The 20,329-nt window shown below is 62.9% G+C and carries 17 protein-coding genes; 6 read left to right on the top strand and 11 right to left on the bottom strand.

Annotation, left to right across the window (positions count from 1 at the left end; all coding sequences use genetic code 11):
• Positions 1-28: 28 nt before the first annotated feature.
• The 10 genes from rseP to CA236_RS05940 all read right to left on the bottom strand — a co-directional run bounded on the left by rseP (position 29) and on the right by CA236_RS05940 (position 9,426).
• Positions 29-1,162, bottom strand: coding sequence for an RIP metalloprotease RseP (gene rseP / locus CA236_RS05990; RefSeq protein WP_125944934.1), 1,134 nt, complete (start codon positions 1,160-1,162; stop codon positions 29-31).
• Entirely contained in the window at positions 1,159-2,316 is a 1,158-nt protein-coding gene (locus CA236_RS05985) for a 1-deoxy-D-xylulose-5-phosphate reductoisomerase (RefSeq protein ID WP_125944933.1), read from the bottom strand. The genes rseP and CA236_RS05985 overlap by 4 nt, the downstream gene beginning before the upstream one ends.
• Positions 2,313-3,068, bottom strand: coding sequence for a phosphatidate cytidylyltransferase (locus CA236_RS05980; RefSeq protein ID WP_231621991.1), 756 nt, complete (start codon positions 3,066-3,068; stop codon positions 2,313-2,315). The genes CA236_RS05985 and CA236_RS05980 overlap by 4 nt, the downstream gene beginning before the upstream one ends.
• Positions 3,069-3,115: 47 nt before the next feature.
• Positions 3,116-3,952 (bottom strand): isoprenyl transferase, encoded by an 837-nt coding sequence (locus CA236_RS05975; protein WP_125944932.1) that lies wholly within the window; start codon positions 3,950-3,952, stop codon positions 3,116-3,118.
• Complete coding sequence (gene frr, locus CA236_RS05970) at positions 3,909-4,466, bottom strand: ribosome recycling factor (RefSeq protein WP_046410555.1); 558 nt, start codon at positions 4,464-4,466, stop codon at positions 3,909-3,911. The genes CA236_RS05975 and frr overlap by 44 nt, the downstream gene beginning before the upstream one ends.
• The gene (gene pyrH / locus CA236_RS05965) at positions 4,453-5,196 is read right to left on the bottom strand and encodes a UMP kinase (RefSeq protein ID WP_046410554.1); all 744 of its coding nucleotides are present in this window, start codon (positions 5,194-5,196) and stop codon (positions 4,453-4,455) included. Before pyrH ends, frr begins: the two co-directional genes overlap by 14 nt.
• A gap of 211 nt (positions 5,197-5,407) precedes the next feature.
• Complete coding sequence (tsf, locus tag CA236_RS05960; protein WP_125944931.1) at positions 5,408-6,361, bottom strand: translation elongation factor Ts; 954 nt, start codon at positions 6,359-6,361, stop codon at positions 5,408-5,410.
• 162 nt (positions 6,362-6,523) lie between these two features.
• Entirely contained in the window at positions 6,524-7,330 is an 807-nt protein-coding gene (rpsB, locus tag CA236_RS05955; RefSeq protein WP_046410551.1) for a 30S ribosomal protein S2, read from the bottom strand.
• A 498-nt stretch (positions 7,331-7,828) separates the two neighbouring features.
• Positions 7,829-8,695 (bottom strand): phosphatidylcholine/phosphatidylserine synthase, encoded by an 867-nt coding sequence (locus CA236_RS05945; RefSeq protein WP_125944929.1) that lies wholly within the window; start codon positions 8,693-8,695, stop codon positions 7,829-7,831.
• On the bottom strand, positions 8,692-9,426 hold the full coding sequence (locus tag CA236_RS05940) for a phosphatidylserine decarboxylase (RefSeq protein WP_046410547.1): 735 nt from the start codon (positions 9,424-9,426) through the stop codon (positions 8,692-8,694). The genes CA236_RS05945 and CA236_RS05940 overlap by 4 nt, the downstream gene beginning before the upstream one ends.
• Before the next feature lie 140 nt (positions 9,427-9,566).
• On the opposite strand from CA236_RS05940, the gene CA236_RS05935 reads away from it, so the two are divergent.
• From CA236_RS05935 to CA236_RS05915, 5 genes are all read left to right on the top strand, one after another.
• Positions 9,567-10,787, top strand: a complete 1,221-nt coding sequence (locus tag CA236_RS05935) for an NADP-dependent isocitrate dehydrogenase (protein ID WP_046410545.1) — start codon at positions 9,567-9,569, stop codon at positions 10,785-10,787.
• Positions 10,788-10,843: 56 nt separating this feature from the next.
• The gene (gene opgC / locus CA236_RS05930; RefSeq protein ID WP_046410543.1) at positions 10,844-11,917 is read left to right on the top strand and encodes an OpgC domain-containing protein; all 1,074 of its coding nucleotides are present in this window, start codon (positions 10,844-10,846) and stop codon (positions 11,915-11,917) included.
• Positions 11,918-11,947: 30 nt separating this feature from the next.
• The gene (locus CA236_RS05925) at positions 11,948-13,729 is read left to right on the top strand and encodes a cation:proton antiporter (RefSeq protein ID WP_125944928.1); all 1,782 of its coding nucleotides are present in this window, start codon (positions 11,948-11,950) and stop codon (positions 13,727-13,729) included.
• A 50-nt stretch (positions 13,730-13,779) separates the two neighbouring features.
• Positions 13,780-14,934 (top strand): glycosyltransferase family 1 protein, encoded by a 1,155-nt coding sequence (locus tag CA236_RS05920; protein WP_046410540.1) that lies wholly within the window; start codon positions 13,780-13,782, stop codon positions 14,932-14,934.
• Between the two features lie 130 nt (positions 14,935-15,064).
• Positions 15,065-15,667: a hypothetical protein gene (locus tag CA236_RS05915; RefSeq protein ID WP_186313943.1), complete on the top strand. Its 603-nt coding sequence runs from the start codon at positions 15,065-15,067 to the stop codon at positions 15,665-15,667.
• 121 nt (positions 15,668-15,788) lie between these two features.
• Here the strand turns inward: CA236_RS05915 and secA are convergent, their stop codons facing one another.
• Positions 15,789-18,524, bottom strand: a complete 2,736-nt coding sequence (gene secA / locus CA236_RS05910) for a preprotein translocase subunit SecA (RefSeq protein ID WP_125944927.1) — start codon at positions 18,522-18,524, stop codon at positions 15,789-15,791.
• A 560-nt stretch (positions 18,525-19,084) separates the two neighbouring features.
• Between secA and argJ the strand changes: the two genes are divergently transcribed.
• The gene (gene argJ, locus CA236_RS05900) at positions 19,085-20,311 is read left to right on the top strand and encodes a bifunctional glutamate N-acetyltransferase/amino-acid acetyltransferase ArgJ (protein ID WP_125944925.1); all 1,227 of its coding nucleotides are present in this window, start codon (positions 19,085-19,087) and stop codon (positions 20,309-20,311) included.
• Positions 20,312-20,329 lie beyond the last annotated feature (18 nt).

Genomic DNA, 20,329 nt, shown 5'->3' with positions numbered 1-20,329 from the left:
CCCCTGCACGCGCCCTGCCCTCGAATCGTTAGCCGATCAAGCTTGCGAGACTTTGCCACAGTCCGAAATTTCCCAGATCATTGAAGGTCACCAGCAACATCAGGCCGAGAATTGCCGCCAGCCCTCCGCGAAATGCCCATTCCTGCACCTCGGGCCCGACCGGCTTACGACGGACCGCCTCAATGGCATAGAACAGCAGGTGTCCGCCATCCAGCATCGGAACTGGCAGCAGGTTGATGAACCCAAGGTTGATGGACACCAAGGCGATCAGGAACACGAAGGCGTCCGCGCCCAGGGTGATCTGTTCGCCAGAGACCTTGGCGATCGATAGCGGCCCACCCAATTCCTTCACCGATCGCCGACCGGTGATGATCTGGCCGATCGTTTCCACCATCATGGACACGATCTCCCCGGTGCGTCGAACCGCCACCACCGGTGCCTCGAACAAGCTCACGGGAACGGTGACGCGGTCGCCGCGTGCGATCCCGAGCATGCCGATCCGGTAGTTGTTGCCGAACCGGTCGGTCTGCTGGTCCACCCCGATCGTGACCGGGAGCGTCTGAACCTGACCATTCCGTTCGAAGGCGACCGTCGTCTTCTCTGCCGGATGAATGCGGGTGTACGACAGCATGTCCTCGAAGACGTGGATGTCACGATCGCCGAGCCGAACAATGCGATCACCGGGTTGCAACCCTGCCCGCGCGGCTGCGCTGTTTTCCAGCACCGTGCCGACAACCGGCGGTGTCCGCGTGTCGCCATAGGTCATGGCAAAACCGCCAAGGATCAGCATGGCCAAGAGGAAATTCACGACTGGCCCAGCTGCTACGATGATCGCGCGCTGCCATACCGGCTTTGCCTGGAACGTCTGGTTTCGCTCCTCTTCGGGGAGCGCGAGCCATTCGGCGGAAGGCTGGCTCACCGCGTTCATGTCCCCGGCGAAGCGGACGTACCCACCGAGCGGCATCCAGCCGAGCTTCCATCGCGTCCCGCGTCGATCGGTCCAGCCGGCGATTTCGCGGCCGAAACCGATAGAGAATGCATCGGCTTTCACACCGAACCAGCGCGCGGCAAGGTAGTGCCCCATCTCGTGCACAAACACGAGCGGGCCAATGACCAGGACGAAGGCAAGCAGCGTAAGCAGCAGGCCAGGAGATTCGATCAAGCGGCGCGTCCCTTCACACGCTTCTCCGCAATAACCCTCGCCTCACGGTCGACTTCAAGGACCGCTTCAAGCGTGTCGGGCGCTGCCGGGGAGAAGCGATCAAGCGTATCGGAAACGATTGCGGCAATTTCGAGGTAGCTGATCCGGCCGCCAAGAAACGCTGCGACGGCAATTTCATTGGCAGCGTTGAGGATGGCCGGTGACCCGCCGCCCTCATTAAGCGCGGCGCGCGCTAGGCGCAGAGCGGGAAAGCGTTCCTCGTCAGGTGCTTCGAAATCGAGCCGCCCGACCTTGATAAGGTCGAGCCGCTCACCAGGTGTCGGCATCCGGTCCGGCCACGCCAACGCACAGGCGATCGGCGTGCGCATGTCCGGCGTGCCGAGTTGGGCCAGCACCGACCCATCGACATATTCCACCATGGAATGGATCACCGACTGCCGGTGGACGACAATCTCGATCTGTTCGGATGTCACCGGAAACAGGTGAAACGCCTCGATCAGCTCGAGGCCCTTGTTCATCATGGTTGCGGAATCAACCGAGATCTTAGCGCCCATCGACCAGTTCGGATGCGCAACCGCCTGCGCGGGTGAGATGTCCTGCATCGCCGCGAGCGAGCGATCGCGAAACGGACCGCCGCTGGCGGTCAGGATGATGCGGCTGACCCGCTCCGCCATCCGTGCATCAAGGCACTGGAAAATTGCGCTATGCTCGCTGTCGACCGGCAGCAACGTTGCCCCGCTCTGTCGAACGGCGCGGTTCATCACGTCACCGGCCGAGACCAGCGCTTCCTTGTTGGCGAGGGCCAGCGTCCGGCCCTGCTCCACCGCCGCCATGACAGGTTTCAAACCCGCGCAGCCCACGATTGCCGCGACGGTGATGTCCGCGTCCATCGACGCTGCTTCCTCAACGGCAGCAGCGCCGCCCGCAGCCTCGACGCCAGTCCCTGACAAGGCATCGCGGAGGGCCGTCAGGCATCTTTCGTCCGCGACGACCGCACGCTTGGCATTGGTCCGAATAGCCGCGGCGGCCAGCCGTTCGACATCGCAATTGGCGGTGAGCGCGACCACTTCGAACATCTCGGGAGAGCGTTCGAGCAGGTCGAGCGTCGATGTGCCGATCGAGCCGGTGGCGCCCAGGATCGTGACGGTCCTCATCGGTAAAGGTACGGCGCCACGACCAGGAGAGCTGCGACAGGCGCGACCGGCACGACACCATCGAGCCGATCCAGCAGCCCGCCGTGGCCAGGCAGGATGTTTCCGGAATCCTTCACGCCCGCACGCCTTTTGAGCCAACTTTCATATAGATCGCCTCCCTGCGCAAGAACCGCCAGGAACGGCGTAGCAAGCGTCATCCGCCATGGCAGACCATATTGGACGTGAAGCACGATGGCCAGCAGGCTCGCCGCGACAATGCCACCGATCAGCCCGGCCCATGTCTTGTTCGGCGAGAGCTTCGGCGCAAGCTTCGGTCCGCCGATCGAGCGACCGGCGAAGAACGCGCCGATATCCGTCGCCCAGACGAGCGACAATGCCCAGAATGCCCATAGCAACCCCTCATCCTGGCGTCGCAGGAAGATGAGGGCCAGCACCGGCAACCCGCAGTAGATCACCCCCTGCGCCAGCGACCGTCGGCGGGTCACGATGGCGACGAAGAACGCCGCCCCGACCAGAAGCCCCAAGGCGAAGAAGTCGTGCACTTCCAACACCAGGGTGGCAGGCGCCATCACCGCCAGTGGGACAGACAGGCTATATTGCGCCAGGCGCTTCTCGCGCGCGGTCGCTTTCTGCAGATCCGACCACTCCGCCATCATGAACAACGAGATGACCACCGCCAGCAGCCAAAATGCAATGTCGCCGAACAGCAATGCCATGCTGGCCACCGCAATCATGACCACGCTCGCGATCATCCGCATCCGCAGATTGGACGGCGTTCGCAGCTTCGCGTCGGGGGGCGTCACAACCCGCCAAACCGCCGCTGCCGATTGCCGAAGGCGGCGACGGCCGCGTCCAGATCGGCCGGGCCGAAATCGGGCCAGAGCGTGTCCACGAACAGCAACTCGGCATAGGCCGCCTGCCAGAGCAGAAAGTTGGACAGGCGATGCTCGCCCGATGTCCGGATCAGCAGGTCGAGCGGTGGAAGGTCGCGGGTTTCCAACTCCGCCTCGATCGCGGCTGCGTCAATCTCTTCAGGAGCCTTGTGTTCCGCCAGGCGGCGCGCAGCGCGCACCAGTTCTGCCTGCGCACCATAATTGAGCGCAATCGCTAGCACGGGGCCAGTGTTCGCCTTGCAGCGCGCGACGGCGTCGTCGATCAATGCAACCACGTCGTTTGGAAATTTGCGGTAATCACCCAGGATTTTCAGCCGCACATTCTCGCGGATCAGCTCGGCGAGGTCACTGCGGATGAACAGCCTGAGCAGACCCATGAGGTCGCCCACCTCTTCAGCCGGCCGTCGCCAGTTCTCCGACGAAAAGGCGTAGATGGTCAGCGCCTCGATGCCGATGGCGCGAGCATGGCGAGTCACACGGCGCACGGCCTCGACCCCTGCCTTGTGGCCAGCAGCACGCGGCAGAAGCCGCTTCTTTGCCCAACGGCCATTGCCATCCATGATGATGGCAACGTGGCGCGGCAACGGAGCCGTGCTTCCGCTCGCGAGGACAGGTGCGACGCTCACCGCGACGTCCCCGACGCTCGGGCGGCAGAGGCATGCCCCCTGCACGCCCCCAACAGCAGACGCTGCAGGCCCGTCACTTTCCGAGGATTTCCTTTTCCTTCGCGCTCGCCGCCACATCGATCTCGGCGATCGTCGCGTCTGTCAGCTTCTGCACCTCAGTCTCGTGTCGCTTGCGCTCGTCCTCCCCGAAGACGCCCTTCTTCTCGTCCGTCTTCAGGTTGTCCATGCCGTCGCGGCGGACGTTGCGCACGGCAACCTTGGCCTTCTCCGAGTAAGAGCCGGCCAGCTTGGCGAGTTCCTTGCGGCGTTCTTCGGTAAGGTCGGGGATCGGCAGGCGTAGCGTGGTGCCATCGTTGATCGGGTTGAGGCCAAGGCCAGCCGAACGGATCGCCTTTTCAACGGGACCGACGTTGCTCTTGTCCCACACCTGCACGCTGAGCATCCGGGGTTCGGGCACCGACACGGTGGCCACCTGGTTCAGCGGCATGTGCGAACCGTAGACCTCGACCGTCACAGGGTCGAGCAAAGCGGTGGACGCACGCCCAGTGCGAAGACCTGCCAGATCGCTCTTCAGGGCTTCAACGGCACCGGCCATGCGGCGCTCGAGGTCCGCCTTGTTATACGCGGGCATCGATCATCTCCTGTTCGTTGGTGACGATCGTCGATACGCCCTCACCTCGCAGCACGGCAGCGAAATTGCCATGCTCCCGGATATTGAACACGACGATCGGAATGTTGGAATCGCGGCACAAGGCGACCGCACTAGCGTCCATCACCTTCAGGTTCTTGGACAAGACATTGTTGTACGAGATCGTCTCGTACCGCGATGCACCGGCCACCTTCTTGGGATCCGCGTCGTAAATGCCGTCGACGCTGGTACCCTTGAAGAGCGCATCGCAGTTCATCTCGGCAGCGCGTAGGGCGGCACCGCTGTCGGTGGTGAAGAAGGGCGACCCAACACCGGCGGCGAAGATCACAACCCGGTTCTTCTCCAGGTGGCGAACGGCGCGTCGCCGGATGAAGGGCTCGCACACTGACTGCATCGGGATCGCCGATTGCACGCGGGTGTCGACACCGATCTGCTCAAGGGCGTTCTGCACCGCGAGGGCATTCATGACCGTAGCAAGCATGCCCATATAATCAGCCGTTGCGCGCTCGAACCCTTGCGCTGCCGCGGCAAGCCCCCGGAAGATGTTGCCGCCGCCAACGACGACGCACAGCTCATACCCTTCCGCCTTCACGTCAGCGATTTCCTCGGCAACCCGGGCCGTCACCGTCGGATCGATGGACACCCCGTCCGGCCCCATCAACACCTCACCCGAGAGTTTCAGGAGGATACGCTTGTACGTGGGACTGGTCATGGGTTCCGATGTGACTTGGGAAGAGCGGAGCGGACCTTAGGGATGCGATTGCAGGCTCGCAACCACTGTGTCGCTGGCGAGAGTGGTGACGGCGGAAACGAAAATCGGGCCGCCCGCCGCCGCCTGCTCCATGAGAGCAAGCCAGCGGCGGGCGAACCCGAATGATGGCCGTTCACTCGCTTTTCAGCGGAACGGCCGTCAGATCGCGCTATCAGGCGGCCGGTTCGGCCTGCTTGCTCTGCGGCACACCCGAGGCTGCAGCGACTTCGGCAGCGAAGTCAGATGCTTCCTTCTCGATGCCTTCACCAAGCTGGAAGCGGACATAGTCCTTCAGCACGATCGGGGTGCCGGCGTCCTTGCCAGCCTTTGCCACGACGTCGCTGATCTTGGTCTTGCCGTCCATCACGAACAACTGGCTGACCAGCGCGTGCTCCTTGCGGTACTTGGCGATCGAGCCTTCCACCATCTTGGCGATGATGTCGGCCGGCTTGCCGCTCTCGCCTGCCTTCTCGGCCGCGATGGCGCGCTCGCGTTCGATTTCCGCCTCGTCGAGATCCTCTTCGTTCAGCGCCTTCGGGAAAGCGGCGGCGACGTGCATCGCCAGCTGCTTGCCGAGAGCCTGAAGGACGTCATCGGCCGCTTCGCTCTCCAGCGCGACGAGCACGCCGATCTTGCCCAGGCCAGGTGCCTGCTGATTGTGGACGTAGCCGACGACAGCGCCCTTCGACACTTCGAGCGTCTTTGCGCGACGAAGCGACTGATTCTCGCCGATGGTCGCGACGTTGTTCGTCAGAACCTCGTCGACCGTCTTGCCGCTCGGCATCTTCTCGCCCTTGAGCGCCTCGACGTCGCCGCCGGTCGCCAGCGCGATTTCCGTCACTTCGCGGACGAACTGCTGGAACTGGTCGTTCTTGGCGACGAAGTCCGTCTCCGAGTTCACCTCGACCGCAGCGCCCTTGGTGCCACGAACTGCGATGCCGACCAGACCTTCGGCTGCCGTCCGGCTGGACTTCTTCGCCGCTGCGGCGAGGCCCTTGGTGCGCAGCCAGTCCATCGCCGCGTCCATGTCGCCGCCGGTCTCGTTGAGCGCCTTCTTGCAGTCCATCATGCCGGCGCCGCTCTTTTCGCGCAGCTCCTTGACCATTGCTGCCGTGATATCGGCCATCGTCCTAGTCCTCTTTATCGATCCCGTCGGCAGGATCAGCTCATATGAAAACCCGTTCGTCCGGACCTGTCGAAGTGCCATCTATCTGCGCCGCACAGCGAAGGAAGGATGGTGCCCCGACAAGCCCGGCACGAACGGTGAAAAGCTTGCCGAAGCTGACGCTTATGCGTCGATCTGGCGCGACTCTTCGGTGGCAGCGGCAGGCACGACCGGATCGCTGCCCAGCGATTCCTCGGCCGGCGGCTCAGCCATGGCGCCCAGGTCCGCACCACCACGGCGCTGCTGCTCCGCGTTGCCGCGGGTCGCGGCGATCGCCACTGCCTCGCAATACAGACGGATGGCGCGCGCAGCGTCGTCATTGGCGGGAACCGGGAAGGCAATGCCGTCAGGCGAGACGTTCGAGTCGAGGATCGCCACCACCGGGATACCCAGCGTGTTGGCTTCCTTGATCGCCAGCTCTTCCTTGTTCGCGTCGATCACGAACATGATGTCGGGAATGCCGCCCATGTCGCGAATGCCACCCAGGCTCATTTCGAGCTTGTCGCGCTCACGGGTAAGTTGCAGCACTTCCTTCTTGGTCAGGCCATGCGTGTCGCCCGACAGCTGCTCTTCGAGCGCCTTCAAGCGCTTGATCGAGTTAGAAATCGTCTTCCAGTTGGTGAGCATGCCGCCCAGCCAACGATGGTTGACGAAATGCTGACCCGAGCGGCGCGCCGCTTCTGCGACCGGCTCCTGCGCCTGGCGCTTGGTGCCGACGAACAGGACCTTGCCGCCCGACGCGACGGTCGAGCTGATGAACTCCAGCGCGCGGGCGAAAAGCGGTACCGTCTGCGACAGGTCGATAATGTGAACGCCGTTGCGATCGCCGAACAGATACGGCTTCATCTTCGGGTTCCAGCGGTGAGTCTGGTGGCCGAAGTGCGCGCCGGTTTCAATGAGTTGCTGCATCGAGACGACGGGTGCCGCCATGATCATTCTTCCTTCCGGTTAGGCCTCTGGGAAGCGGCTGGTGCGAGCCTGAAAGGCCGGCACACCGGTGGTTTGATGCTTCCCATGCGGAGTTGAGGCCGCGCGGTTAGCGCCAAAGGCCGGAAGATGCAAGGGCAATGTCCACTTGACGAAACAGAACAGGAGTGGAACAACCAGGTAGAACATAGAGCGAACACAACGGCGGCCCGAGATGAAACGAGCGCTTCGTTGGTCCAATTGTTGTCCATTGGCGGACTAGGATCGGAACGAGGCGTGTTTCCAGCGGTTTATGGCCCACGGTTCGCAAGTCGAGTTGGAGGCGAGCAATGGTGACGGTACTGAGTTTCGCTGTCTTTGCCGGAACGTTGGGAGTGTCGATCTACGCGCTTGTAGTGACGATCGCGCCGCGAATGGACCGTATCATTGGAGCCCTGCGTGGTCAGCCGGCCCATCGCCATCCACTTGCTACGCTGGTGCGCGCGGAGCAGCGGATTGCCGTCAGGCGATGGGCGGCAACCCCTGTACGCTCGGCACCGTCGTCTTCGCGCGCAGCCGCTTGACCTTGCCATAAGCTGCGATGCTGAACGGGATCGCCAGTAGATAGGCAATGCTGATCGCACTGACGGTGTGCCAAGGCGCCGTAACGGCCGCCGCGGCGATGATCACCACCACCGCCAATGCCTCGAACCGGATGTTGCGACGAAGCCGGAGCGATCCCCATGACCAGGTCGCGATGCTGGACACCATCAGGATCGCGGCGAACGCGGTCCAGGGTGCGACAACATAGGATGAGCGTAGAAGCGGCTCATCGGTCCAGAACCATAGGAACATGGGCAATAGGGCAAGGCCAGCTCCAGCGGGTGCGGGAACACCTGTCAGGAAGCCGGCGGACTTGTGCGGCTGCTCGTCAGAGTCGATCGCCGCATTGAACCGGGCGAGCCGCAATGCGGCAAACACCGCCAGCATCAGCGCGGCGATCCAGCCGAAGCGCGGCAGGGACGACAGCGACCAGAGATAGAGGATCAGCGCGGGCGAGACGCCAAAGGAGATGGCATCAGCCAGCGAATCCAGTTCTGCTCCGAAGCGGCTCTGTCCATGAAGAAGCCGCGCAATCCGCCCATCGATGCCATCGAGGAGACCTGCGATCAGGACGAACATGACCGCAAGCTGCCAGTGAGTGCCGATGCGATCGTGCAGGGCGGCGTATTCCGCGCCGCGCTGGAGCAGCAGATCATTCTCCATCATCCGCGCCTTGATCGCGAACTGCACCCCGCTGAGCCCGGAGCACAGCGCCAGGGCAGTGATCGCGTTCGGCGCCACCGCGCGAAGCGGAATTCCCCGACGGGGGCGAACCGGCCGCCTCATTGCGTCACACCCGAAACAGGAATTGCGCCCGCACGCGCTAGCACAGTCTCGCCTGCAATCGCACGCTGCCCAAGGGCGACCTGGGGTGAATAACCCGCAGGCAGGTAGACGTCGACGCGGCTGCCGAAGCGGATCAGCCCAATGCGCTGACCGGCTGCCACCATGTCGCCTACTTTAACGAAGCCCATGATCCGGCGCGCCACCAGCCCGGCGATCTGGGTGAAGGCTACCTTGCGGCCATCATGCCCTTCTACGACGAAATGCTGGCGCTCATTGTCTTCCGAAGCCTTGTCCAAGTCGGCGTTCAGGAACTTGCCCGAAATATAAACCACTTGCCGGATCGTACCCGCAATCGGTGCGCGATTGATGTGAACGTCGAATACACTCATGAACACCGAAACGCGCGTGAGGCGCTCAGCGCCCAACTCACCGATCAATTCACGCGGTACCGGCACCTCGGCAATCATCGTCACCAGGCCATCCGCCGGTGACACGATCAGGTCTTCCCCGCGCGGCGTGGTGCGGATGGGATCGCGAAAGAAGGCCGCTACCCACACGGTAAGGCCGAACAGCGGCCAGAAGAAGATGTTGTGGACGATCGTCATCAACAGCGTGATGCCGAACGCGATCGCGGTGAACTTCTGACCTTCGGGATGGATGGCGGGGAAGCGCCATCTGACGGTGGTGGTGACAGGCAGACCCTGCTCTTCGGGCTTTGGTAAGGACGGCATATCATCCGTGTAGCCCTGGCGGCCGCAGGGCACAACGCACGCGGCGGGCAGGTCGCGCGGTTGACAACCCTGGCGGTTGATCCCCCGCCTCCTTACCCTTATCGACCGCGCCAAACCCTCCCCTTCAAAGGATACGGACAATGGCGAAGATCAAGGTAAAAACGCCCGTCGTGGAGATCGACGGCGACGAAATGACGCGGATCATCTGGGAATGGATCCGCGAGCGCCTGATTAAGCCGTACCTCGACATCGAGCTCGATTATTACGACCTTGGGATGGAGCATCGCGACGCCACCGACGACAAGGTGACGGTCGACAGCGCCAAGGCAATCCAGAAGTACGGCGTTGGCGTTAAGTGCGCCACTATCACCCCCGACGAGGCGCGCGTCGAGGAGTTCGGCCTGAAGAAGATGTGGAAGTCGCCGAACGGCACGATCCGCAACATCCTGGGTGGCGTTGTTTTCCGTGAGCCGATCGTGATCAAGAACGTTCCCCGCCTGATCCCGGGCTGGACGCACCCGATCGTCGTCGGCCGTCACGCATTCGGCGACCAGTATCGCGCGACCGACTTCAAGGTGCCGGGCGCGGGCAAGCTCACGATGAAGTGGACTGGCGAGGACGGCCAGGAGATCGAGCATGAAGTGTTCGACTTCCCGGGCGCCGGCGTCGCGATGGGCATGTACAACCTCGACGAGTCGATCCGTGATTTCGCTCGCGCGTCGCTGAACTACGGCATCAACCGCAACTGGCCGGTGTACCTGTCGACCAAGAACACCATTCTCAAGGCTTACGACGGCCGCTTCAAGGACATCTTTGCCGAGATCTATGAGGCCGAGTTTGTTGAGAAGTTCAAGGAACTGGGCATCACCTACGAGCACCGCCTGATTGACGACATGGTCGCGTCGGCGCTGAAGTGGAACGGTGAGTTCGTCTGGGCCTGCAAGAACTACGACGGCGACGTGCAGTCCGACCAGGTCGCGCAGGGCTTTGGCTCGCTGGGCCTGATGACATCGGTGCTGATGACTCCCGATGGCAAGACGATCGAGGCGGAGGCCGCGCACGGCACTGTTACGCGCCACTACCGCCAGCACCAGCAGGGCAAGGCGACATCGACCAATCCGATCGCGTCGATCTTCGCCTGGACGGGCGGTCTCAAGTTCCGCGGCAAGTTCGACGGAACGCCTGATGTCACCCGCTTTGCCGAGACGCTGGAGCAGGTCTGCATCGAGACGGTCGAGAACGGCGACATGACCAAGGATCTCGCGATCCTGATCGGTCCGGATCAGAAGTGGATGACCACCGAGCAGTTCTTTGAAGCTGTTCGCGTCAACCTCGAGAACAAGATGGCGACCTGGGCATAAGCCTGCATAAGTCATCGACAGTGAAAGGTCCCGGCACGTTGCCGGGGCCTTCATCGTTGCAGCCTATCCTCCGTGAAGAGCGGATCGATATCCTTCGTGGATGGGCGCTCATCACCATACTGATTAATCACCTGAGCCAGGTTGTCGAAGCCGACGGCCTCACCGCGTGGTTGATCCCTACACCGACCCGATACGGCTATTCCACCGCAGCCGAGCTGTTCGTGGTGATGTCCGGCTATATGGTTGGCCTGGTCTATCTCGCGCGTGCCAGTGCCGCGCGGGCAGTCATCCGGCGCGCAGGAACGCTGTGGCTGTACAACCTCGCACTCCTCGGGCTCGTTCTCCCGCTGGCCCTATTCATGTCTCCAGCGGAACTGCGCTTCTGGCGGCTGGGGCCGTTCCTCGCTGATCCGCTGCAGGCGACGCTGCAATTCATGACCTTGCAGAAGGCGCCGCGGCTACTCGACATTCTGCTGCTATATGTCACGCTGATGCTCATCGCGCCGTTCGCAATCGCGCTTCATCGTCGCTCGCCGCGGCTGCTCCTGATGGCTTCGATCGCCATTTACCTGGTGGCGCAGGTGCTGACGATCCGGCACGTGTCTGCCGATCCGAGCCATAATGATGACGGCATCCTGAAGCTGATGAGTTGGCAGCTCCTGTTCTTCGGGGCGATGGTGCTCGGTGCGTGGCGCGTTCACATGCCCTTGTTCAGATGGCTCGATGGCAACTGGCGGATCTTGGCGCTGCTGTTGGGGGTGTTCGCGGTCGGCGCGGTCGCGAGGGCCGACGATGTGGCCCGGCCAGAGTGGTTCACCGGCCGCTATGGTCTCAACCTCCTGCGCCTGAGCCACACGATCCTCATGCTGCTGCTATATGCCAGCCTGCTTTCGGTTGCCCGCCGCTTTCTCCAGTCGGCTCCTTTGCGATCAATGGCGCTGATCGGCCGCCACAGCCTGGATTGTTTTGCCGCAGGCCTGCTCGCCACCTATGTGCTGGGACTGTTGTGGGAGCGCTTAGGCGGGGGTCTTATCCTGTACTATGCCGCCGTCCTGGGGGGATTGGCGATAACGCTTGCCGTGGCGAACATGCGTGAGTCGCGAAAGAAGGCGGTGAAACACGGCTGCTGACAAGCCGGGACGCAGTCTGCACAATGCGTCATGGCAATAGGTCTCGACAATCCCGGCTTCTCTGACGCGCTGGTAGTTCTAGGGGCGGCGGGATTGGTGATCCCGGCCTTCGCCAGATTCAAGATCAGCCCGGTTATCGGCTTCATCCTGGTCGGGCTGTTGGTCGGACCAGCCGGTCTTGGGACCCAGATTGATCGCGCACCCTGGCTTTATTATGTGACGATTTCCGACCCCGAGTTCGTCAGGCCCTTTGCTGAATTCGGAATTATTCTGCTGCTGTTCTCGATCGGGTTGGAGCTGTCGTTCCGGCGCTTATGGGCTATGCGGCGGCTTGTCTTTGGAATCGGGCCGGCCGAATTGCTGGGCTCTGCGCTCATCGTCGGCATCACGCTTCATTATGTCGGGCAAAGCTGGCCTGGTGCAATCGGGCTGGGTCTCGCACTAGCGCTTTCCTCCACCGCGCTCGTCTTGCCACTAGTCGGATCTGTCAGCGCGGTCGGACGGGGCGCCTTCGCCATGCTTTTGTTCGAGGATCTGGCGCTCGTTCCCATCATCTTCGCGCTCGGTGCGCTGGCGCCCTCGGCGGGTGAAGGCGGGTGGGTGAACATCGGGATGGTTGCCCTGAGGGGCGGGCTGACCGTGGTGGCGATGTACGTTGCCGGGCGCCTGATCCTGCCGCGATTGTTCGGTCAGGCCGCCCGAACAAAAAGCCCTGAGCTCTTCCTCGCGGCATCCCTGTTGGTGGTGATCGTCGCCAGTGTCGCGACCACTGCGGCCGGCCTCTCGCCCATCGTTGGGGCGCTTCTCGCCGGCTTGCTGATCGCCGAGACCGAATATCATACTGAAGTCGAAGTCATAACGGCGCCGTTCAAGGGGCTGGCTCTGGGCGTTTTTCTGATCACGGTAGGCATGAGCCTAGACCTGCGATTGATCACCCAGAATTGGGATGAGCTTCTGCTTGCGGTGGCAGCGGTGGTCACGATCAAGGCGATCGTCACCTATTTGCTCCTTCGCGTGGCCAACGTGGGTCGTGGTGTCGCTGCAGAGACTGGGCTCCTGATGGGCAGTCCTTCCGAAACGACGCTGATCGTACTTGCGACGGCAGCGCAGGCCCAGCTTATCCAGCTTTCCACGGCGGCGTTCTGGCAAACGGTGACGGCGATTGGCTTGACCATCACACCCCTTCTCGCCTTTGCCGGACGCGTCATTTCACGTCGTATCGAAGGCCGGGGAGAGACGCTCGACGAGCCGCCCCAGGATGGCAAACGGGCGGTAATCATCGGCTTTGGTCGCGTCGGGCAGCTCGTCGCAGAGCTCCTGGCGGTCCACGATCAACCGTACTTGGCCGTAGAGGCCAACATCGATGCGGTGAAGGCCGGGCGCGCGGCCGGCCATCCCATAATATTCGGCGACGTTGTTCGCTCGCAGTTCGTCGACCGGCTGGACCTGCCCAATGCACGCGCGCTCATCCTAACCATGGATGATCCGCCCTTATCTGTTCGACTGGCGCGCAGGATTCGTGCGCTGGCACCCGACCTTCCCATCATCGCCCGGGCCCGTGACGCAGCGCATGCCGCCGAGCTCTATCGTGCTGGCGTAACCGATGCGGTGCCGGAGACGCTCGAAAGCTCGCTCCAATTGTCGGAGGCTGTCCTCGTCGACCTTGGTGTCGCCATGGGACCCGTGATCGCATCGATCCATGAGAAGCGGGATGAGCTGCGGCAATCGATCCGAGAACAGGCGGAGCTCAGCCGGGAGCCGCGCATTCGCCGCCTTCCCCGCTTGTCGGATCTACGGAGCCTCAGCGGATAATAAACCTTTGCCCCGTGATCGCCGCAATCGAGCGGTAGCGGCGCGCCATCATGCAGCCGTCGGACCTTCGTGTCGCGCTCTTCAGCGGCAATTACAACTACACCCGTGATGGCGCCAACCAGGCGCTCAATCTTCTGGTTGGCCACCTGCTCTCGCGGGGCGCTCAGGTGCGCGTCTATTCGCCAACCGTGGACCAACCGGCCTTCCCTCCCACCGGCGATCTCGTCGATGTGCCGGCATTGCCACTGCCGGGTGAACGCGGTGAGTATCGGCTTGCACGCGGCCTTCCGGCCCAGGTGCGACGTGACCTGAAGGCGTTCGCGCCCAATCTGATCCACGTATCTGCGCCTGATATCCTGGGGCATCGCGCGATCAGCTACGCGCGGCGGAACGGAATAGCACGCGTGGCATCGCTCCACACTCGTTTCGAAACGTACCCGCGCTACTATGGTCTTGGCTTCCTTGAGCCGATGGTCGAGCGGCTCCTCACGCGCTTCTACAATCGGGCGGAACGCGTGCTGGTGCCGGGGCTTCTGCTGGGCGAAATCCTGCAAACCTGGGGGGTGCGTACGCCGACTGCCGTTTGGTCGCGCGGTGTTAATCACGATCGCTTCTCCCCTGCCCGCCGTGATCTCGCCTGGCGCCGGCACCTTGGCATCGGCGATGACGAGGTGGCGGTCGGGTTCCTCGGGCGACTGGTCAAGGAAAAGGGTCTCGACATCTTCGCCAATGTCGTCGGCGAGTTACGGCAACGCAATGTGCGCCATCGCGTGCTGGTGATCGGAGAAGGCCCGGCGCGTGATTGGTTTGCGGAGCAGGTTCCGGACGCGGCATTTGCCGGCTTTCAGTCCGGCGATGATCTGGGCCGCGCAGTTGCGTCGATGGACGTCTTCTTCAACCCAAGCGTTACCGAGACCTTTGGCAACGTCACGCTGGAGGCGATGGCTGCCGGGGTTCCTGTTGTTGCGGCGCGTGCATCAGGCGCGGTTGGGCTGGTGGACGAAGGCGAGACCGGTCGGTTAGTCGAGCCGCGCGACGTACCCGGCTATGCGGACGCCATTGCCGAGCTTGTCGCGTCCCGCGATGCGCGGTTGCGGATGGGACGCAACGGAACCACCAAGGCCGCCGGATATCGTTGGGAAATGATCAACGAAGCGGTGCTGTCGGCCTACCTTCAGGTGCTGGAGGAACGAAGCCGCCCCTGAGACGGACAGATGTGACTGCCGTGCGACGAAACGAGGCTTATCGGAGCCATTCCGTTCATCGCTCGTTCCGGGTTTATCATTTAGGCTGAGGTCAGCTTCCGCCGATCTGGCGGGTATCGGAGATGACACAATGAGCATGAACCGTACCGGTCGTAGCCTTTTCCTGGCGGCGGCCGCTTCCGGCGCGTTGCTGGTGGCAGGTTGCGCGACCGAGACGCCGTATCGCCCTGCCACCGGTCAGGGTTTCAATCGTACCGGCTTCAGCGATCAGCGGATCGAGGCCAATCGCTTTCTCGTCACCTTTGCCGGGAACACGGTCACCGATCGTGACACGGTGGAGCGCTATCTCCTTTATCGTGCTGCCGAGCTGACGCTGCAGAACGGCTATGACTATTTCATCACGGTTGATCGCCAGACCGATCGCCAGGCACGTACCTATGCGACGCCGGGCGCTGGCTTCGGCCCGGGTTGGGGCTATGGCGGCTGGGGTGGCTATTGGGGCCCCTCATGGCGCTTCTACGGTCGTCCCTGGGGCGGCTGGGGCGGCTGGGGCCCGTGGGGCGGCGGCTTCAATGACTTCGATGTACGGACAGTTGACCGCTACGAGGCATCGGCCGAGATCGTGATGGGCAAGGGCGCACCGCCAAGTGGCGAGGTGCGAGCTTTCAACGCACGGGATGTCGTCGAACGGCTGGGGCCAACGATCCGTTTGCCCGAGCAGCGCCGCCGCTGACCTGAGATCCACACAAAACAGAAGGGGCTTCGTCACTAAGGTGACGAAGCCCCTTTCGTACCTGCCGGCAGAAATAGCGAGGTGCGGGCGAGATCTGGAACGGTCCGCCCGCGAGCCAGGCTCAAACCGCGCCGTGGCAGTGCTTGTACTTGCGCCCGGAGCCGCACGGGCACGGCGAATTGCGGCTGACCACGCCCTTCCAGCTCTCCGGGTCCTCGCCAACCTCGACGCCGGTAGGCTGCGGGATCTGCATCGGCGGCACCTGCGTCTGAATTAGGCCCAGCGTGCCCGCATCCACGTCCGCCGAATTGTCCTCACCGGAGAACGGGTCGAAGTGGGTCGTAATGAAGTCCGGAAGATCCGGCAGCGGCGGCGGCGCCTGCAGCTGGAACTGGGCATGCGCGATCGTCTTCGTCACGTCCTCGCGAATGGCATCCAGCATCCGCTGGAACAGCGCGAAGGCTTCCTGCTTGTACTCGTTGATCGGCGTCTTCTGCGCATAGGCACGCAGGTGAACCACCTGACGCAACGCGTCCAGCGTCGCGAGATGCTCCTTCCAATGATGATCGAGGTTCTGGAGCAGGATCGACTTCTCGACCTGAGTCCAGGTTTCCGGCTCAAGCTCTGCCGCCTTGGCCGCCACCATCGCGTCCGCCTCAGCCTGCACACGCTCCGTGATCATTTCCGGATCGACCGCGTCCTCGCCGAGCCAATCGTCGATGCGCGGCGTGAGGTTCAGGATCTCGGCAAGCCTATCCTTCATCCCCTCAACATCCCACTGCTCCGGATAGGAGCCAACCGGGCACGCATCGCCCACGATCGCATTGACCGTTTCCGCGCGCATGTCGGTTACGACGTCACCGACGGTCTCGGCATCCATGATGTCAGCACGCTGCTCGTAAATGACCTTGCGCTGGTCGTTCATCACGTCGTCATATTCGACGACCTGCTTGCGGATGTCGTAGTTGCGCGCCTCGACCTTCTTCTGCGCTGTCTCGATTGCCTTCGTCAGCCACTTGCTGCCGATCGCCTCGCCGTCCTCGATATTGCTGCGCATCATGCGCGCGAATAGCGTGTCGGGTCCGAAGATACGCAGCAGATCGTCGTCCAGGCTGAGATAGAAGCGGCTGAGGCCGGGATCGCCCTGCCGGCCCGAACGACCGCGCAGCTGATTGTCGATACGCCGACTTTCGTGACGCTCTGTACCTAGCACGAAGAGGCCGCCCGCTTCCAGCACCTTCGCCTTTTCAGCCGCGATTTCCGCCCGGATCTGTTCTATTGCGGCGTCACGGTCCGGCCCCTCCGGCATGCCAGCGAGTTCGTCCTCCACGCGGAATTCCAGGTTACCGCCGAGCTGAATGTCGGTACCGCGGCCGGCCATGTTGGTCGCGATCGTCACCGCGCCCAGTCGGCCCGCCTGCGCGACGATGTGCGCTTCCTGTTCGTGGTACCGGGCATTCAGGACGGAATGGTCAACGCCTTCCTGCTTCAGGAACTCGCTGAGCATCTCCGACTTCTCGATCGACACGGTGCCGACGAGAACCGGCTGCCCCTTCTCTGCATGCTGGCGGATCCGCTTGGCGATGGCGCGGAACTTGTCGTGCGTGTCCTTGTAGAACTCATCTTCTTCGTCGACGCGGCGAATGGGATTGTTCGTCGGGATGGTGACGACGTTCATCTTGTAGATGTCGAAGAACTCGGCAGCTTCGGTGGCCGCCGTGCCGGTCATGCCGGCAAGCTTCGGGTACATGCGGAAATAGTTCTGGAAGGTGATCGAGGCCATGGTCTGGTTCTCAGGCTCGATCTGGACCCCCTCCTTCGCCTCGACCGCTTGGTGCAGGCCATCGGACCAGCGGCGCCCGTCCATCATGCGGCCGGTGAATTCATCGATGATGATCACCTTCCCGTCCTTGACGATATAGTCGATGTCCCGCTTGAACATGACGTTCGCACGAAGCGACTGGTTCAGGTGGTGCACCACCTGCGTATTTTCGAAGTCGTAGAGGTTCGCGCCCTCTAGAAGACCGGCCGCCTCCAGCAATCGCTCGACCCGCTCGGTGCCTTCTTCCGTCAGAACGATCGTCTTTTGCTTCTCGTCCTTTTCGTAATCGTCCGGCGTGATCTGCTTCACCACGGCATCAACCGCGATGTACAGTTCGCTTTTGTCGTCCGTCGGGCCCGAGATGATCAGCGGCGTGCGGGCTTCGTCGATCAGCACCGAGTCGACCTCGTCGACGATGGCCATGGCGAACGGCCGCTGCACCATCGACGCGCGATCATATTTCATGTTGTCGCGCAGGTAATCGAAGCCGAACTCATTGTTCGTGCCGTAGGTGATATCGGCAGCATAAGCGGCACGGCGTTCATCATCCGAAAGGTTCGGAACGATCACGCCCACCGTGAGGCCAAGGAAGCGATAGACACGTCCCATCCAGTCCGCGTCACGCGCGGCGAGATAGTCGTTGACGGTGATGACGTGAACGCCCTTTCCTGGCAGCGCATTCAGATAGGTCGCGAGCGTCGCCACCAGCGTCTTGCCCTCACCCGTGCGCATTTCGGCGATCTCGCCGCGATGAAGCACGATGCCGCCGATCATCTGCACATCATAGTGGCGCTGACCAAGAACGCGCTTCGCAGCTTCTCGGACGGTCGCAAAGGCCTCAGGCAGCAGACTGTCGAGCGTTTCGCCGTTCGCCAGGCGCTCGCGAAAGAGCGCCGTCTGGTTGGCGAGCGTCGCATCATCCATCGCCTGCAGCGTCGGTTCGAACGACGCAATCTTGGCGAGAATGGGATTGAGTGAGCGCACGTAGCGATCGTTGGACGAACCGAAGAGCGATTTGGCGATGCTGCCGAACATGGGTCTGTTCCTGATATCATAGCGGCGCGACGGCCACGAAGGCGCGCGCAGAGAAAAGCGATTGCGGTCCGGGTCACCGGACGACGCGCTGGCTTATTCGCGCCGGCGGCTCGCAAAGACCGGCTCGCCCGGGGCAAGAACGAGGGGCTCTCCGCCCGTCAGCCTTGCCGCCTCGGCAAGCGTGATCGATGCCGCAAGCGGACGCCAGGTGGCCACGCGCGTTGCGGTGGCGGTGCGTGCAACCGCAATCGAGCCCTCAGCCACCGCACGTGCTTGCTCCTGCGCACGCGCACTGTTGCTTACGCCTGTGAGCGCAGACAGCAATGCAGAGAGAAGCAGCAGGATGTTCACGCGCCGGGACATAGGGTGGCATAACGATGTGGCCAACCCAAAATTCGCGCTGCCTCGTCCGAGACGGGCGGCGATTTCGTAGAGGGCAGGCGAACACGGGCTGTGCGCGGCGATCTTAGCGCTCGCGACTGCCGCCGCCGCGGTGCCGATCGCCCGAGATCGGGAACATCCGTGATGACTCTTTTCCCCGATCGCGGCATGGCGCAGGAATGTCTTACGCCGTCTCTCCGCTCGCCCTGCCCTTCCCTGAACTGCCCGCGATCGCAGGTGCCATCCCGCATGTTGCACGCGCCCAGTACAAGACATGGGACCGCTGTGACCTTACCTTTGTCGCGCTGGAGCCAGGAACGGCGGTCGCCGGGGTCGTGACCCAGTCCAGATGTCCGTCGCCGGAGGTGGAATGGTGTCGCAACGCCCTGGTCCTCGGTGAAGCGCGGGCGCTGGTGGTGAACGCCGGAAATTCCAACGCCTTCACCGGCGGGCGCGGCCGCGCGGCGGTTGAGGCAATTGCCGCGCGCACGGCCGCGCATCTGAATTGCAAACCGTCCGACGTTTTCGTCGCCTCGACGGGCGTCATCGGCGTTCCCCTGCCAATCGACAAGGCTGAGGCTGGGCTCGACGCTGCCTTTGCAAGCCAGCCGTGCAGTTGGCGTGACGTCGCGGAAGCGATCGGGACGACAGACACCTTCACGAAGGGAGCGACGACGACGGCGATCGTCGACGGCAAGACGGTAACACTGGTCGGCGTGATCAAGGGATCGGGGATGATCGCGCCGGACATGGCGACCATGCTGGGGTTCATCTTTACCGACGCAGCGGTCGATGCCGCGTTCCTGCAGGCCGCGCTTTCCGACGCAAATGCCCGCACCTTTTCCTGCATCACCGTCGATGGCGACACGTCCACCAGCGACACCGTGCTGGCTTTTGCGACCGGTCGCGCGAAGAACGCGCCTTTGACGGGTGATGAGAGTGCCGGCGCCGACGCATTCCGCGCGGCGCTGGCGGACCTGTGCCACCAACTGGCGCATCTGGTCGTGCGCGATGGCGAGGGCGCAACCAAGCTGATCGAGATAACCGTAGAGGGAGCAGAGAGTGACCGCTCAGCCCACCGCATCGCCATGTCGATCGCCAACTCTCCGCTGGTTAAGACCGCCATCGCTGGGGAGGACGCCAATTGGGGGCGTGTGGTGATGGCGGTTGGCAAGGCTGGCGAGCCAGCGGAACGCGACCGTCTGTCGATCCGCTTCGGCGCGACGCAGGTCGCAAAGGACGGGCTGGCGGTCGAGGGTTACGACGAAACCCCGGTAGCAGCTCACCTGAAGGGCCGTGAAGTCACCGTCGGCGTCGAACTAGGTCTTGGCGAGGGCCGCGCGACCGTCTGGACGTGCGATCTGACCCACGGATACATCTCCATCAACGCTGACTATCGCAGCTAGGAGATCAAGGCGGCGACG

The sequence above is a fragment of the Sphingomonas sp. ABOLG genome, from assembly GCF_003950435.1.
Lineage (GTDB): Bacteria > Pseudomonadota > Alphaproteobacteria > Sphingomonadales > Sphingomonadaceae > Sphingomonas > Sphingomonas panaciterrae.
This window is presented reverse-complemented; position numbering and strand designations above follow the sequence as displayed.